General features: G+C 43.6%; 12 protein-coding genes and 1 pseudogene. 4 read left to right on the top strand and 9 right to left on the bottom strand.

Going from position 1 to position 14425, the window contains the following annotated elements; all coding sequences use genetic code 11:
* Positions 1 to 203: 203 nt before the first annotated feature.
* The 6 genes from vanT to ACR0QN_RS09545 all read right to left on the bottom strand — a co-directional run bounded on the left by vanT (position 204) and on the right by ACR0QN_RS09545 (position 7664).
* On the bottom strand, positions 204 to 2336 hold the full coding sequence (vanT, locus tag ACR0QN_RS09520; protein WP_432650977.1) for a serine racemase VanT catalytic subunit: 2133 nt from the start codon (positions 2334 to 2336) through the stop codon (positions 204 to 206).
* Positions 2329 to 3072 carry a M15 family metallopeptidase gene (locus ACR0QN_RS09525; RefSeq protein ID WP_432650978.1) on the bottom strand — a complete coding sequence of 248 codons (744 nt, stop codon included), beginning with the start codon at positions 3070 to 3072 and terminating at the stop codon, positions 2329 to 2331. Before ACR0QN_RS09525 ends, vanT begins: the two co-directional genes overlap by 8 nt.
* Positions 3069 to 4118 carry a D-alanine--D-serine ligase VanG gene (gene vanG, locus ACR0QN_RS09530; RefSeq protein ID WP_432650979.1) on the bottom strand — a complete coding sequence of 350 codons (1050 nt, stop codon included), beginning with the start codon at positions 4116 to 4118 and terminating at the stop codon, positions 3069 to 3071. The genes ACR0QN_RS09525 and vanG overlap by 4 nt, the downstream gene beginning before the upstream one ends.
* 129 nt (positions 4119 to 4247) lie before the next feature.
* Complete coding sequence (gene vanS, locus ACR0QN_RS09535) at positions 4248 to 5336, bottom strand: vancomycin resistance histidine kinase VanS (protein ID WP_432650980.1); 1089 nt, start codon at positions 5334 to 5336, stop codon at positions 4248 to 4250.
* A complete protein-coding gene (gene vanR, locus ACR0QN_RS09540; protein ID WP_432650981.1) occupies positions 5329 to 6021 on the bottom strand; it encodes a VanR-ABDEGLN family response regulator transcription factor in 693 nt (230 codons plus the stop codon). Before vanR ends, vanS begins: the two co-directional genes overlap by 8 nt.
* Before the next feature lie 1139 nt (positions 6022 to 7160).
* Positions 7161 to 7664, bottom strand: a complete 504-nt coding sequence (locus ACR0QN_RS09545) for a helix-turn-helix domain-containing protein (RefSeq protein WP_432650982.1) — start codon at positions 7662 to 7664, stop codon at positions 7161 to 7163.
* A gap of 296 nt (positions 7665 to 7960) precedes the next feature.
* Here ACR0QN_RS09545 and ACR0QN_RS09550 point away from each other — a divergent pair, with 296 nt between their 5' ends.
* The 4 genes from ACR0QN_RS09550 to ACR0QN_RS09565 all read left to right on the top strand — a co-directional run bounded on the left by ACR0QN_RS09550 (position 7961) and on the right by ACR0QN_RS09565 (position 11846).
* Positions 7961 to 8149 carry a hypothetical protein gene (locus tag ACR0QN_RS09550; RefSeq protein WP_432650983.1) on the top strand — a complete coding sequence of 63 codons (189 nt, stop codon included), beginning with the start codon at positions 7961 to 7963 and terminating at the stop codon, positions 8147 to 8149.
* Between the two features lie 72 nt (positions 8150 to 8221).
* Positions 8222 to 9832: a DUF4368 domain-containing protein gene (locus tag ACR0QN_RS09555; RefSeq protein ID WP_432650984.1), complete on the top strand. Its 1611-nt coding sequence runs from the start codon at positions 8222 to 8224 to the stop codon at positions 9830 to 9832.
* Between the two features lie 27 nt (positions 9833 to 9859).
* Positions 9860 to 10987: an ABC-2 transporter permease gene (locus ACR0QN_RS09560; RefSeq protein ID WP_432650985.1), complete on the top strand. Its 1128-nt coding sequence runs from the start codon at positions 9860 to 9862 to the stop codon at positions 10985 to 10987.
* Entirely contained in the window at positions 10977 to 11846 is an 870-nt protein-coding gene (locus tag ACR0QN_RS09565) for a CPBP family intramembrane glutamic endopeptidase (protein WP_432650986.1), read from the top strand. The genes ACR0QN_RS09560 and ACR0QN_RS09565 overlap by 11 nt, the downstream gene beginning before the upstream one ends.
* A gap of 688 nt (positions 11847 to 12534) precedes the next feature.
* Here ACR0QN_RS09565 and ACR0QN_RS09570 read toward each other — a convergent pair.
* The 3 genes and pseudogenes from ACR0QN_RS09570 to ACR0QN_RS09580 all read right to left on the bottom strand — a co-directional run.
* Complete coding sequence (locus ACR0QN_RS09570; protein ID WP_432650987.1) at positions 12535 to 13782, bottom strand: hypothetical protein; 1248 nt, start codon at positions 13780 to 13782, stop codon at positions 12535 to 12537.
* 2 nt (positions 13783 to 13784) lie between these two features.
* Entirely contained in the window at positions 13785 to 14036 is a 252-nt protein-coding gene (locus ACR0QN_RS09575) for a hypothetical protein (RefSeq protein ID WP_432650988.1), read from the bottom strand.
* Positions 14029 to 14425 (bottom strand): annotated as a pseudogene (locus ACR0QN_RS09580) (hypothetical protein); the annotation flags it as partial. The gene ACR0QN_RS09575 and the pseudogene ACR0QN_RS09580, both read right to left, overlap by 8 nt.

Here is a 14425-nt window from a genome sequence, read left to right on the forward strand (position 1 = left end):
CAATGTTGAAAAAGCCACGCAGTCATGGGAAAACAGGCAGAAAAAATTGAAAAAAGGAAAAATAGTGCAACATCATCTCCAATATGTTATAATGTAAATAACCACATAACATCAACAAAGGAGCGTTACACTACCCCAATGAGCGTACCTAAGATAAGATTAATACAATAGTATATACGGCAGCACGCTACATAGTTCTTTTATCATTGGTTACTCCGATATACTATCTCCAATCTATCACCCAGCCTGCTGAGAAGCTCATTGCTTATCGTTCCGGCAGCGTTGGCGGCTTCGGGAGCAGAAACAGAACTACCGGCCTCCGCAGAAATGATCGTCGAAACATCTCCGACCCTCACATTTTCAATATCGGTGATGTCCACAACAAGCTGATCCATGCATACATGCCCGATGATTGGCGCAGTCTTTCCGTTGACTTCGACCCTGCCGTTTCCGCAGGACAGACTTCTCGGAACGCCGTCAGCATAACCCACAGGAAGTATCGCAATAATGCTATCCCGCTGTGCTGTGAACTGCCTGTCGTAGCCGACAGTTTCGCCGCTCGGAATGCTTCTAATCAGCACAATTCTCGTTTTGAGCGACAGAACCGGGCGAAGCTCAAGCAGCAGCTTTTCATCCGAGGAAAGGCTGCTGCGGACTCCGTACAGCGCTATTCCTGCCCGGACATAATCGCATTTTAGCTCCGGGTAATTCAGCAGCCCGTAGCTGCTCTGAACATGAACCTTTCCCGGATTTATTCCATCGCTTTCCAGTATGCTTAGTGCGCTGTAAAACCTGCTTATCTGCTTACGGGAGAAATCATCATCCTCCGGCTTCAGCGAATCGCAGCAGCACAAATGGGTGAAGATACCGCATACGTTGAGGTGTTTCATGGAGAAAACTCTCTCTATATCCTGTATACTCTGTGCGTCTATTCCCAAACGGTGCATTCCGGTGTCCAGCTTGATGTGAGCGGACACCGGAATATTCTGGGCTTCCAGCAGTTCAGCATAGTTGAGGTCAATTATGGTCTGTATCAGCCGCCAACGTTTCAGTTCCTTAGAACGATACGGCGAGGTGTAGCCGAGTATCAGTATCTCCCCGGTAATGCCGTATTTCCGCAATGTGATACCCTCGTCAATAGTTGCAACGGCAAATGCTGTCACTCCGGCTCTTTCAAGAATTTCAGCGGTCTGCAATGCTCCGTGTCCGTATGCTTGAGATTTAACCACCGCCATAAGCCGACAGCCCGGTGGCATTGCACTTTGGAGTACAGCGGCATTGTGACGGAGATTATCCGAGTTGATTTCAATCCACGCTCTGCCCGTTTTATCGGAAGTGACGGACGACTTGTGCAACCTTTCATATAAAGCGGCGGCGAAAACAGCGATAATCGCCGATCCAACGCATACCGCAATAAAATGCACCATGCTGTTTTCAATAAACTGCCTCTCCATATGAAGCAGCTTTGCCGCAAACCTCACAGCAATTATTACCAGCGGGTGAATAATATAAACGATAAGCGATACCAACCGAAGCCTTGCCATTCTTTGCCCACGCAACGAGTATAATTCTCCGAACAGAAAATACATACAAATAGGTAATAACAGATACATACTGTCATGCCGCTGAACCTGCCGGAACCGCAGCAGCATTCCCTCCGCCAGCAAAAATGCCGCCGAAGCTGCCAGACCTATCATATTAATCCAAAGAGAATGCGGCTTCTTTTCTGCGAGATAACCACCCAGCACAAAAAACAGCGGTGCAAAGAACAGCCCGTTTCTGGTGTATTCCATTATCTGAAACAATGCCTCATAAAACGAATTCCCTGCGAAAAAACCATTGTAGCTGTCGCCGCCCAGACCAATAAGGTACAGCACCTCGGTAAGTATAAATGCCCCTCGGAAACCCATCTTACGTACCGCCACCCAAGCAACAGCAGCCCCCAGCATTGCCGCCGGGAGATACCACAGGTGATAGAATGTTCCGTCAAATATCAGGTCTTGAATCAGCTTCGGCAGGAGATCGGGAGCGGCGAAATACCCATTGTAAATGTTCACCGGAATGTAAAGGAGTATTCCCGCTGCATAGATAACCGCCGTTTTTTTGAGGAACGTTCTGAGCCTATCCGCATTTTCAGCGTATCTTGTAATCAAGAAAAATCCCGATGTCATGAAGAAAAACGGAACGGCTGTACGGGCGATTATCCTTGTCAGAACAAAATCTGCGGTTTCGCTGAATGAAAGCAGCGGCGAGGTGTGAATTGCCACTACCAGAAACGCAGCGACCACTCTGAAAACGTCAATTCCGGGGTAGGAGCTTACTCTGTTTTCACGCATTATTATCCCTCCATAGAGTGACAACATAGCCGTCCGTGTTATTGCCGGAAACCTGATATGCAGTGCTGTTGACCGATATTTCTGTTTTCGCCGGGGCATAGAAAACCTCTGCTGTAATCCCTTTGTAGCTGTAACGCAGCGTACAGTCCTGCCGGAATGTTTTTATGTATTCCGTGTATTCTTCAAGGGTGATTTTCTTTTCGACAATTATCATTGAGTGCGGAAAGCCCACATAACGGAAATGCCACGGCTCGTGGGAAATACCGGTGATATTCTCCTTCCCAGCAGGGTAACGTTCAATAAATCCGAACTCCGGAGCGGCTTTGCGGAATTCCTCGCAGATACCGCTGTATGGGAAATCCGGGCGGATAAAATCAATATTATCAGTGTTCAGCGCAAGGTCTATCGCAAGCCCGGTCTGGTGCTCGCTGTGGTCGGGAAGTGCAACGTATTTCTGCGTGAAATCAGCTCCGTTTTCTGTTAGCGAATTCTCATAAATCGCTGTCTGCTCTGCTTTGGAGCGATAGCCGCTTACCGGTACTATCATGTTTCTTGCACCGATTTTATCAAGAATAAGCTGTAACTGTTCCGCTGCACAGCTTTCCATAGTTATTTCGGCAAATCCCGTTACGGAAGGAGCAATGTCAGTAGGAACGCTTCGAAGCGGATATTCTGCATTCACAAGAATAAGGCTTCCTGTGTATATTTGGTTTTGTTCAAGAACAACGGTTTTCATTTCAGATATTCCCCGATAAGCCTGTCCAGCATGTCCGCAAACGACAGACCTATTCCTTTCATCATGCTTGGAAAGCGGCTGTGCGCCGTAAAGCCGGGGATAGTGTTCACCTCGTTGAATACTATCCTTTTTTCGGGTGTGTAGAACATATCCACCCTAGCAAAGCCTGAGCAGCCAAGAGAGCGGTATATCAGCTTAGCCGTTTTCTGTATGCGTTCTTCCTCGGCTGGGGTTATCCTTGCCGGCATATAAATGCGGGAGGTTTTAAGCGTATATTTCTCGGTGTAATCAAAAAATCCTCCGGACAGCTCTATTTCGTCAACTCTGCCCACAGTAAGATTGTCTGTTCCCATGACCGCACACCCCACCTCAAAGCCGTCAATATTCTCCTCAACAATGACCTCGCTGTCATGCTCAAATGCGGTAATTACAGCCCTTTGCAGCTCTTCTGCTGAATGCACCTTGCTGATACCAAAGGACGAACCGGAACGCACAGGCTTCACGAAAAGCGGAAAGTGGAATTTCGCCATGACATCATGCAAAGCCGCGTCCATGCCGCTGCGGGTAAATGTCAGGGATTCCGGAACTGCTATCCCAGAGGCGGAAACAAGCCGGTGCGCCCTCGTTTTGTCCATGCACAGCGCAGAGGAAAGCACTCCGCAGCCGACAACGGGAATTCCCGAAAGCTGAAAAAGCCCCTGCACCGAGCCGTCCTCGCCGTTCTTTCCATGAAGCACCGGGAAAGCAATATCAACGCCGACATTACGTATTTTTTCGCCGTGGAACTCAATAAATCCTCCTGCACCTCTGTTTGTCGGAAATACTGCCGGAAACAGATGTTCAATGTCCTCCCACCATGAATTATCGGCAATTCTTTCGTATTCCCCGGTGTAGTGGAACCACTTTCCCTCCCTCGTTATTCCTACCGGAATGACCTCGTATTTCTCTGTGCCGAGATTTTTCAGCACCGAATAAGCGGATTGCAGCGATACCTCATATTCTGTCGAACAGCCGCCGAAAATTACTGCTATTTTTGATTTTTTCATATATTTTCCCTCTTTCCGGGCAGAAAAAACTGCCCCTGACACCTTTATTGTATCAGAAGCAGTGATGATATTTTTTTGCATTCTCTGTCGGAAAGCATATTTTTTCCTATGGAATTTCTTACAATTTTCCTACAAAACCGGGATTGTTACTGTAAACTCTATCAGCTCGTTTTCGCTTATTGCGGTAATGCTGCCGCCGTGAAGCTCGGTTATCTGCTTTGCTATTGCAAGCCCCAGACCTGCGCCGCCGCTGTTCGTGCCTCTCGAGGGGTCAAGCCGGAAGAACTGCTCGAACAGGCGTTCCAACTTTTCCGGCGGTATTGTATCGCCGTGATTTACAAACTGCACCACCGTGGAGGTGTCGGACTGCTCGGCGGTAATGCTTATCTCGCTGCCCTCAAAGCTGTAAAACACCGCATTCCGCAGCAGATTATCGAACACACGCTGGAGTTTGTTCACATCGCATTTCAGCATAATGTCCGGCGCGGCGGTGAGAGTGCAGTGAAGCTGCTTTTCGTTCAGCATAGGCTGGAACTCAAAGACAAGCTGTTCCAGCATACGGGTGAGATTTATGCGGCTGAACTGAAGTTCAATATTCGACAGATTGAACCGGGTTATCTCGAAAAACTCGTTGATAAGCTCCTCCAGACGCTCTGCCTTGTCAAGTGATATTGAAAGGTACTTTTCCCGAAGCTCTGGGGATATTTCCTGTTCGTCCCGCAATAGGGTGAGATATCCGATGACCGAGGTGAGCGGTGTTTTCAGGTCATGGGCGAGGTACACGATAAGGTCGTTTTTGCGCTGCTCGTTTTCTTTAGCGACCTGTGCGTTATGGAGCGAGGTTTCCCGGGCGCGGTTAAGCTCGTCCTGTACGCTTTTGAGCTTGTCCGACAGGATTATCTGTTCATCTGCGGGATTAGCAAGACTTTCTGACGCAGAAATTACCTCGTCAAGATACCGCAGGGGGCGGCTCATGAAGAAATAAGTTATTATTCCCCAGCCGGCAATAAACGGAACGGCGAGGAAGAATACAAAAAATCTCTGCACGAATTTGAGGAACTGGTACACCGGGTCATCATACTGCCAGTAGAACTGTCTTACAAACCAGTACGCTGCGGCGAAAAGCGCGAAAAACGCCACAGTAAATATCACCAGCGCCAGAATGTACTGAACAAAGATACCACGGGTCAGCTTAGTTCTTCTGCTTGATTTATTCAATTGTATAGCCTACCCCCCACACGGTTTTTATGAATTTCGGGCTGCGAGCCGGCTCGTGCAGTTTTTCCCGGAGCCTGCCGATATGCGCCATTACGGTGTTGTTGCTGTTGAGGTATTTTTCGCCCCAGACCGCTTCAAACAGTTCCTCCGACGGAACAACTCTGCCCTGATTATCACACAGATACCACAGGACAGAGAATTCCAGTGGGGTGAGGGTGACTTCTTTGCCGTAGAGAGTGCATTTATGGTTGTCCCGGTTTATGTACAGACCACGGATATCGTACTCGTTTTTTTGCTCCTGCGACGAGGGATTGTTGTAATTCCGACAGCGGCGAAGCTGAGTCTTTACCCGTGCGACTACCTCTAACGGATTAAAAGGCTTGGTTATATAATCGTCTGCGCCAATGGTGAGACCCATTATCTTGTCGCCTGATTCTACTTTTGCTGTCAACATTATCACCGGATAAAAGTGATTCTCCCGTATTTTTCGGCAGATGTGAAATCCGTCAATATCCGGCAGCATGACATCCAGAATCGCAAGGTCGGGTTCGCTGTTTTCAAGGTATTCCATAGCGTCCGTGCCGTTGTAGAATTTCCGGACTGCGTAGCCATCGTTTGTAAGGTAGACCTCAATAAGGTCGGCGATCTCTTTTTCATCGTCTACTAAGAGTATTGTTCCGTTCATTTTGTCACTTCCATCAATTGATTATAGTTTATTTGTGGTAACATCTGCTTTATAAGATCCTGTAATAATGCCACAGTCGTTCACCTCATTTTTTCGTTTGAGTTTATAATTTTCTGTGATAGCTTATACCACGCTCCTTGCAGAAGGTGATGACTTCCTCTGCACATCATTATTGTAAAAATTCGTATTCTCCTTATAAGCAGAGACCGTTTTGTTGTAGTTTGCCCTTCCGAAAAAAATCTTAGCAACAAATCTGACTGCCTCAAGAATCTCTCCAAGGCTTTGATTTATCAGATTCGGTGTTGGATAAGGCTCAATGCTTACCCATGTCTTGCAGCCTGCCTCGTGAAGAGCTTTTAGTGCGGCAAACCTGTCAGCATATGATGCTGCACCGGGTTCGTTCTCCTCCTCAAAATCTAATTGTCGAGCAAATGAACCACCCGATTTATTTCATTATACCCCAAAGCAAAAATATAGTCAAGCAGCGAAAATCAAAAAATTGCAAATCCGATAACGTGGGTAAAAACGCAGAAGATGTTGATCTGCAAAATCAGCTTGTCGAGCTATATGAAGAAGTGCAAATTTGAATCGGGAGTTTTCTTCCCAAAAAGCTCAAACCGTCGAAATTGAGAAACGTTTACCCGGCTTACGAACAAATTTCTTGTCATTTAGAAATTTTGAAATTGCATAAAAGCTCTTATAAGTTTTTTGAAGCAAACCATAAATGTGGGTGTTGCCAAAAAATCGGAAATCTCTTGTCAAGCAAGCGGTAAACGCATTGCATTCAAAAGGTTGAAAAAAGAGGTTGGCAAAATGCCGCAAGTGCAGAAAAGGTACATCTTTTTCCCGTCAAGCTACGCTTACGGCTTGTTAGGGGCTGTCTGCCCCTAAAACCCGGAAATGATATTTTTGGAAATATCGAAACATAGAATTTTTATGCCGACGTGCAGCTATGGGCTGCGAAAGGACGACCATCCTTTCTATGCTTGCTGTCCTGCAAGCATAATGCCTATATACCGCTATCCGAAAAGAAAACTGTACAGTTTTTCTTCGCTTGCGGGCTTTCACCCATAAAGTCATATGACTTTTCAACGCTTGCGGATATCTTCCTCACAAATCCTATTCAACCGGGTTGAAACTCATTTCCGCCACTTTTTCACTGGTTCACTTTTACCACAATCGTCGGACGTTGCAGGAAAGCTCATCAACCACTCCGCATATTCTTCTTCGGTGATGATTTTTTTACTCAGCTCTTTTCTGCGAAGCTGCCACTCTGCGAGAAATTCATTTAGCAGATGATTGTGAAATTGAAGTGCAGGCTGTAGATTTCCTAATTCGTCGGAAACTGAGATTATAGAAAAATTGTTGGCGTGATGTTTTTTCGATTCCTGCTCCAGATCAAAAAGCAGATGAATGAAAGTTTCTGTATTTTCCAAATTCGGATTTTTCAAAGAATTGATATTAACGTCAAGTACGGCAGCTATCTCCGACAGTAATTCCGATTTTGGCGTTCTTGTGCCGCTTTCATATTGTGCGATTCGGACATCGGCAGAGTTTTCATCAAAGCCGAGTTTCATTCCGAGTTCCTTTTGAGTAAGTCCACGAAGATTTCTTGCGTTTTTGATTTTTTCTCCTATGTTCATAATGACCCTCCCGAGATTTTTCTATATTTTGATTTTACCATATTTTCAAAGTGTAATCAATGTCACTAATCAAAAAAGTTAAAGAATTTTTTTGAAAACTCTTGACAAAAGCAAATTTGTGTAGTATAATCATGTTAAACATTTAAGATTAGTCAAAATAAATACGACTAACTTTTTCAAGAAATTGAATAACGGCGTCCCAAAGGAGCGGGGCGGAACAGCGAAAGAGAGCTAAGAGCAAATCTGCGGATTTGTTTCTTGGCTCTCTTTTTTGTTTAGTAGAAAGGAGCAGCATAATGAAAAAGAAAAATCAGGCAACAATTGAGCAAACCTTCAGCGAAAGAACTCCAGACAAAACCAAAGAATATGTGATCGGTAATACTATTTATATCGTCAATTCTTTCTTTGCTGAAAATGGAAAAATAACGGTCAAGGACATTGTAGAACGCCTTGCTGTCAGAGAAACTAACAAAAACATTGCGTAAAATTATGGACAACTCAGAATGATTATGATATAATAAGTATAACGTTCTGACTGTCGGAAAGGTAAGGTTAAAATGATTAGACAGTCAAATACAGAAAAAGTAACAGCCCTCTATTGCAGGCTCAGCCACGATGATGAACTGCAAGGTGATTCCAACAGCATTATCAACCAGAAACAGATACTTTCCGATTATGCGGTTAAGCACGGACTCGCAAATTATCGCTTTTATGTTGATGACGGTATCAGCGGCACTACTTTTGACAGAGAAGGCTTCAAGAATATGATTGCCGATGTGGAAAGCGGTGAAGTCGGAACTGTTATCGTTAAGGATATGTCCCGTTTTGGCAGAGATTATCTAAAGGTTGGTTACTATACAGAGATAATGTTTGCGGAATATGATGTGCATTTCATAGCGATAAACGACGGTGTGGACAGCGAGCATGGGGACAACGATTTTACTCCGATACGGAATCTTTTCAATGAGTTTTACGCAAAGGACACATCAAGAAAAATCCGTGCCGTCTGGAAAGCAAAGGGCAATGCAGGCGAGAGAATTGCTTCCGTTCCCGTTTACGGATACAAAAAGGATCTGCTTGATCCCAAGCACCTCATTATTGATGAAGAAGCTGCACCAATAGTTCAGCGAATTTATCAGATGTGCCTGTCGGGAATGGGACCGTATCAGATTGCAACTACATTGGAAAGCGAAAAAATACTTTGCCCCTCATACCATATTAATAACATCGGTATGAGTCATAGGACAGACCTCGGTAAAAATCCGTATGGTTGGAACACTTGCTGTATTGCCGATATTCTTGAACGCAAGGATTATCTTGGACACACTACAAACTTCAAATACAGAAGAAAATCATACAAATCCCATAAGGTGATCAACATTCCTGAGGAAGAACAGGTTATTCTCTACAACACACATGAGCCGATCATCACTCAGGATGTGTGGGACGCTGTTCAGAAAATTCGTGCTTCAAAGCGAAGAAAGAACAAGTCGGGAGAAACAAATATCTTTTCGGGTATAATCTATTGTGCGGATTGCGGTGCAAGGCTTTTTTATCATCATAAAAAAGATAAGCCGGGGCAATGTCATTTTCAGTGCGGTACATATTCATATCACGTCACGAAAGATGAATGTTCAACGCATTATATACGCGAAAGTGTTGTAAATGAGATAGTGCTTTCGGAGCTGAATCAAATTATTCGCACCGCTAATTGTGATGAAAATTCACTTGCGGAATTGCTGTCAAAGAACAATGAAACGGCGTCACGCAAGCAGGCGGCAAAGCAGAAGAAGGAGCTTGCAGCCGCACAGAAAAGATATGATGAGCTTGACCGGATGTTCAATCGTTTGTATGAGGATAACGTCAACGGTAAAATCTCCGATGAACGTTTTGCGAAAATGTCTGCTTTATACGAAAGTGAACAGGCAGAACTTGCCGATACTATCAAGAACATTTCCGAAAGTCTGAATAATGATAAGACCGAGCAGGATAATATCAGACGGTTTGTTTCTGTTGCGAAAAAGTACACCGAATTGACCGAGCTTTCAACGGAGATACTGCACGATTTTATTCAAAAAATCGTTGTTCACGCTCCCGATAAGTCAAGCGGAAAACGTGTTGTTCAGCTTGATATTTACTACAATTTTATAGGCAAGATAAATGGTTGAAAAGAAAAATCCGAGCCGTTTGAATTGATGGCTCGGATTGATGAGATGGGTTTGTATCCTTATTGCAGCTGCGCTGAATATAAGAAAATGTATGATACGGGAGGTATGGCGTTCTTAGCCTGCGGAGTTATCATTGGCTTTATGATACTCAAATGCATAGGCTTTGATTTTGGGGCATTATTTACTTCCGACAGCACCGAGCCGTTATTTTTTGATATTTCAACGCTTACGGGCAAAATGCTGCTGTGGCTCATACCCCTTACTGTTGTTCTTTGTGCCGGTCAATTTGCTGTTATCCGTCATCACTTGGAGTATGCATATCCTGACGGCGTAAAGATAAAAAAGGCAAATGTTAAGGCAGAAACAGCGGCAGATATTTGTGCCCCCCACTGCGAGCCTGTGGGCTTTCTTTACAAGGAGATCAGACAGAATACAAAAAGCATCATTACCGTAATACTTCTCCCCTTTCTGATACTTGTCTTTCTGACCTGCTGTCTTGCTATCTTTTCTCTGAGCGAGGATTACGGCGGTGAGAACTGGATAATAATTACCCTTACCTCCGACCTGTTTCGCATTTTGTCCATAGCACTTGGCTTTTTTAGTGTAAGCGGCTTGCTGCTAAGCGTTTTTCACGGCGATGACAAAAAGCTCTGGGCATATTTTATTGCCTCTGCGCCAAAGGGTGTGGAGAGGTTTTTGTACACAAAATATGTGGTTTCCTTTGCAATGTGCGGACTTTATTTCGTTTCAAGCTATGTTGCCGAAACTATCCTTGCTTCTTTGAGCTGGGCTGTTCTTGAAAATGAGCTTATGAGCTTTACGATCATATCTATCATTGTTTTCTTCATGCTTATTCTTATGAATTCCTTTTCGATTCCCATGATGCTTCGTTTCGGAGAAAAGAAGGGCAGCATTATAAATGTTATCATAATGCTTTGTCTTGCCATTGCGGCAATACTTATACTGTCGCTTGTTCCCATGGAGATACAGGATAAGATATTTGCGTGGCTGGCAAGCTTCCTGACAAATGACTTTACCGATCTTACAGTGCTGCTGATGGGATTATTTCCCGTCGTTTCCATGGGAGCATATATTCTGTCCTACAAGATATCCTGCAGGATCTTTATGAAGGGAGTGAGCGAGTATGACAAATAAAAAGCTTGAAGCCAAAAGGCTTATCATATTTCTTCTGTTGGCGTTCGGAATTTCCTGGGTGCCTGCAATAATCCTTAACGTCACCGTGGGTTTTCACAATTGGTTTGAATCCTACAAATATCCCTTTTTTGCTCTTATTGTAGGCAATGGTCCTGCGCTTGCCAACGTCATTACCCGCAAGCTCACCCATGAGGGCTGGCATGACAGTATGCTGCACCTGAAATTAAAGGGAAATATAAAATACTACCTGATCGCAGTATTAACACCGGCTGCTATGGGCATTTCCGAGGGTGTTCTCGCAACAATTATATACGGCAATGCCGATTTTTCCGATATAGGCGGAGGTATGAACGGTATGCAGCTCATCGGAAATGTGTTGCTGACACTTTCTGTTGTTCCGCTTATGGCTTTCAACACCTTTGGTGAGGAATTCGGCTGGCGAGGATATATGAATCAGAAAATGGAGCCGCTGCTGGGCACGGCGGGTACTGTTATAGTCGGAGGTATCATCTGGGGACTATGGCACGCAGAGCTGACGGTTGTCGGACATAACTTCGGCACGGAATATGACGGCTATCCCTATCTCGGTATTCTGGCTATGTGTATTTCCTGCACATTCCTGGGTATGGGGCTTATGTGGCTCACAAAAAAGACAGGTTCAATTTATCCTGCCGCAATTATGCACGCTTCCATAAATTTCGGAGGAAAAGGCATCGGACAGCTTTTTATAAGCGGTATACCCGAGAATTATTCGCCGGCAATTACAGATGATCTGATCGTCTCGATCCCCAGCTTTTTGCTCGGTCTGGTGTTCCTTATACTTATGCTTCGTGACAATAAGAATGAAAAGAAAATGTAATTGATATCCTGTTTTCTATCCTTTTTATTATATCATTTTTTTTATGACCTTTTCATATCCCCGTGATTTGAAATTTCCAATACTGCCAAGAATGATTAAATTGAAATGGGACTGCTGCAGTATGCGCTGCAGCAGTCCCGGACAAAATATTGAAATAGCGGACAAACAGCGGACAAACCCAAAAATCAGACAAAAAGAAAACTCGCAAACAACGTACCTGCGTTGTTTGCAAGCACATTAGATGGTGACCCGTACGGGAATTGAATCAAGTTCCTGCTGTTTTCTATCTTATCGCAATATATCAGAAATGGCTATTTTACGTGGTTTTCCGACTTTCGCCCTGTTCTGATTTTGTGTAAAACATCGTGATTTTTCATATCAATAAGTCCCAAATAAGACCCAAATAAGACCCAAGACCAATGCATATTTCTGCCAAAGATCTGCTGCCGATCGCTCGGCGGCTTTTCTTTATTATGCTTAATATTTCCTTTCCCTAGAGTTGCTATGAAATCCGTTGCTGTTTTCCGCAGATCATAATCGGTGATTACTTATGAATAGATTAACAATGCTCTTGGTAATATCTGAAAATCACTGCTTTGTTTTTGAAATGGATACGAATAATGTTCAACCTTTAAACCGAAAGCTATTAGTTCATATTTTTGATTCATAGTACTAAGAAAAAGCAGTGTTACATTGGCAATTTATCTATAAGTTCCAACGGCTCTATATCTTGCCAAACACAATGATCTGCTACAAGCTGCCTGTTCTCGCTAGGCAAGTTTATAAAATCAATAATGTGCTCATTCGGGAAAAGACTGTCGCAGTAGCAAGGAAATACTCCCTCCGGTACAATTCCGATTCGTTCGGTTTCAAGTAATCGGCTTACCAGAGCATGCCCATCGACAAGTGATACCTGATATCCTGCTTTACGAATAGCCAAATAGAATTTTACAGTTTCAATTGTTCTGGTAAGTGCAGAACCCGAAATGACAAGCTTGAACCCATCCTCATAGTGCCTAACATATAGGGAGATATGAGTGGAATTACCGCCTCTGCATACTTCCCACGGGTGACCATATTTATCTTTGAATTGAAGCCACTTAATAAACTCTTCTTCAGAGGAAGCATCAATTTTTCCTAAACCATCATCTCTTCCATCAGCGTGATGGTAATACTGTTCTTTTGCCGAAAGGTCTGTGTCAGAATAATTGTTTGCCTTATATCCAAGAGCACATAGTTCGAAAAAGTCATTAGCGGTGAGATGAGGTATTCTTTCAGAACTATCAGATGGATGCTCATTCACCAAAGAAACAAACTCGTTAATTTCATCTTGCGTTATGTCTTCAAAGAAATCAGTGCGACACTGCGGGAATATGTCCCAGTAATCCTTACGAATTATCGTTCCGGTTCTGTGGTTGAAAGGCAGCGAGGAATTTATTATTTCATTGTACGTGCCGGCGTGAAGTTCAGAAAGACTTTTTTTGATTTGTTCCAATATCCATCCGGTTAATTCAGAAATATCTTCTTTAAATGTGAAGTCCTTTTTCCGAGGATCTACTTCAATTACAAGTTCATGATTGAGGAATATCGCCCTATATCCGCAGTCTTCACGTTCAACTGTGCAAAGAGCATACCAAACAGTATCATTTGGGTAGTAAGTGTTCCACAGTTCCTCGAATTCACTTCTGCTCTCGACCTCTCCTTCTTCAAGAAGTTCATCGTAGTCTCCAAAGGCTTCAATAGGACCTCTATCTGCGGTTATCCATAAGTCATGAACATCATTGTCATCCCTTATTGGCTTAATCTGCTTCATTAGCATAAATATTTCGTCTATGTTCTTAACAGATTTATCATCAAACGGGATAGCACACTCATTTTGATGCCTATAGCGGTGCGCAAGGAAATCCAAATTGCCATCAATGACGGGTGCGTACATAGTTATTCCTCCGTTTCTTTACAGCTGATATCAAATTCATCAGCAATATTTCTCATAACCTCAGTTATGTGTTTGCAAAGGGTCATCAAGCCATTCTTGTCTAGATTTTGCATAAAGCGTTCCTGCTCCTCTGAAGTTAAATCGGAAAAACATCTATTTACCGGTTTTCCATCTCGAATAACTCTCGAATATACCCCGTCCAATTCTCGCGGAACGGGGTATTTTTTATTGGCAGCTTGTTCAATATTAATCATTTTGATTACCTCTGTATATGTTGTATATGTCATCAGTTGATTCAAACGAATTGAAAAGAAAGTGCATTTTTTCAATTCGTTTGTCTGTGTGGTAATGGCCGCAGAACCAAGCCCTGTATTCAAGACGTTCCTCAATGTTTCCGAGCCAAACCTCTGTAGATTTATCAACTGTGGATTGATCAACTTGTGATAAAAACATTTCAATTGGCTCGTATCTGACAGGGCAAGTATGAGAGAGAACTACATCAATTGTATTGTTCTGTATTTGCTGTTCCACATATTCCTTTATCTCGTCAGATGGTTGCTCGTCAGAAAACCATTTCATATTATTGGCTAAACGATAGAATTTGTCAATACTATAGGCACCGCCTACGACAAGGTATTTCAAT

It is taken from the genome of Huintestinicola sp. (assembly GCF_050874005.1).
GTDB lineage: Bacteria > Bacillota > Clostridia > Oscillospirales > Ruminococcaceae > Huintestinicola.

What these genes read in the sequence shown, in the direction of transcription:
- vanT (WP_432650977.1), bottom strand. Translation starts at nt 2,336, where the DNA reads ATGCGTGAAAACAGAGTAAGCTCCTACCCCGGAATTGACGTTTTCAGA.
- ACR0QN_RS09525 (WP_432650978.1), bottom strand. Translation starts at nt 3,072, where the DNA reads ATGAAAACCGTTGTTCTTGAACAAAACCAAATATACACAGGAAGCCTT.
- vanG (WP_432650979.1), bottom strand. Translation starts at nt 4,118, where the DNA reads ATGAAAAAATCAAAAATAGCAGTAATTTTCGGCGGCTGTTCGACAGAA.
- vanR (WP_432650981.1), bottom strand. Translation starts at nt 6,021, where the DNA reads ATGAACGGAACAATACTCTTAGTAGACGATGAAAAAGAGATCGCCGAC.
- ACR0QN_RS09545 (WP_432650982.1), bottom strand. Translation starts at nt 7,664, where the DNA reads ATGAACATAGGAGAAAAAATCAAAAACGCAAGAAATCTTCGTGGACTT.
- ACR0QN_RS09550 (WP_432650983.1), top strand. Translation starts at nt 7,961, where the DNA reads ATGAAAAAGAAAAATCAGGCAACAATTGAGCAAACCTTCAGCGAAAGA.
- ACR0QN_RS09555 (WP_432650984.1), top strand. Translation starts at nt 8,222, where the DNA reads ATGATTAGACAGTCAAATACAGAAAAAGTAACAGCCCTCTATTGCAGG.
- ACR0QN_RS09560 (WP_432650985.1), top strand. Translation starts at nt 9,860, where the DNA reads ATGGCTCGGATTGATGAGATGGGTTTGTATCCTTATTGCAGCTGCGCT.
- ACR0QN_RS09565 (WP_432650986.1), top strand. Translation starts at nt 10,977, where the DNA reads ATGACAAATAAAAAGCTTGAAGCCAAAAGGCTTATCATATTTCTTCTG.
- ACR0QN_RS09570 (WP_432650987.1), bottom strand. Translation starts at nt 13,782, where the DNA reads ATGTACGCACCCGTCATTGATGGCAATTTGGATTTCCTTGCGCACCGC.
- ACR0QN_RS09575 (WP_432650988.1), bottom strand. Translation starts at nt 14,036, where the DNA reads ATGATTAATATTGAACAAGCTGCCAATAAAAAATACCCCGTTCCGCGA.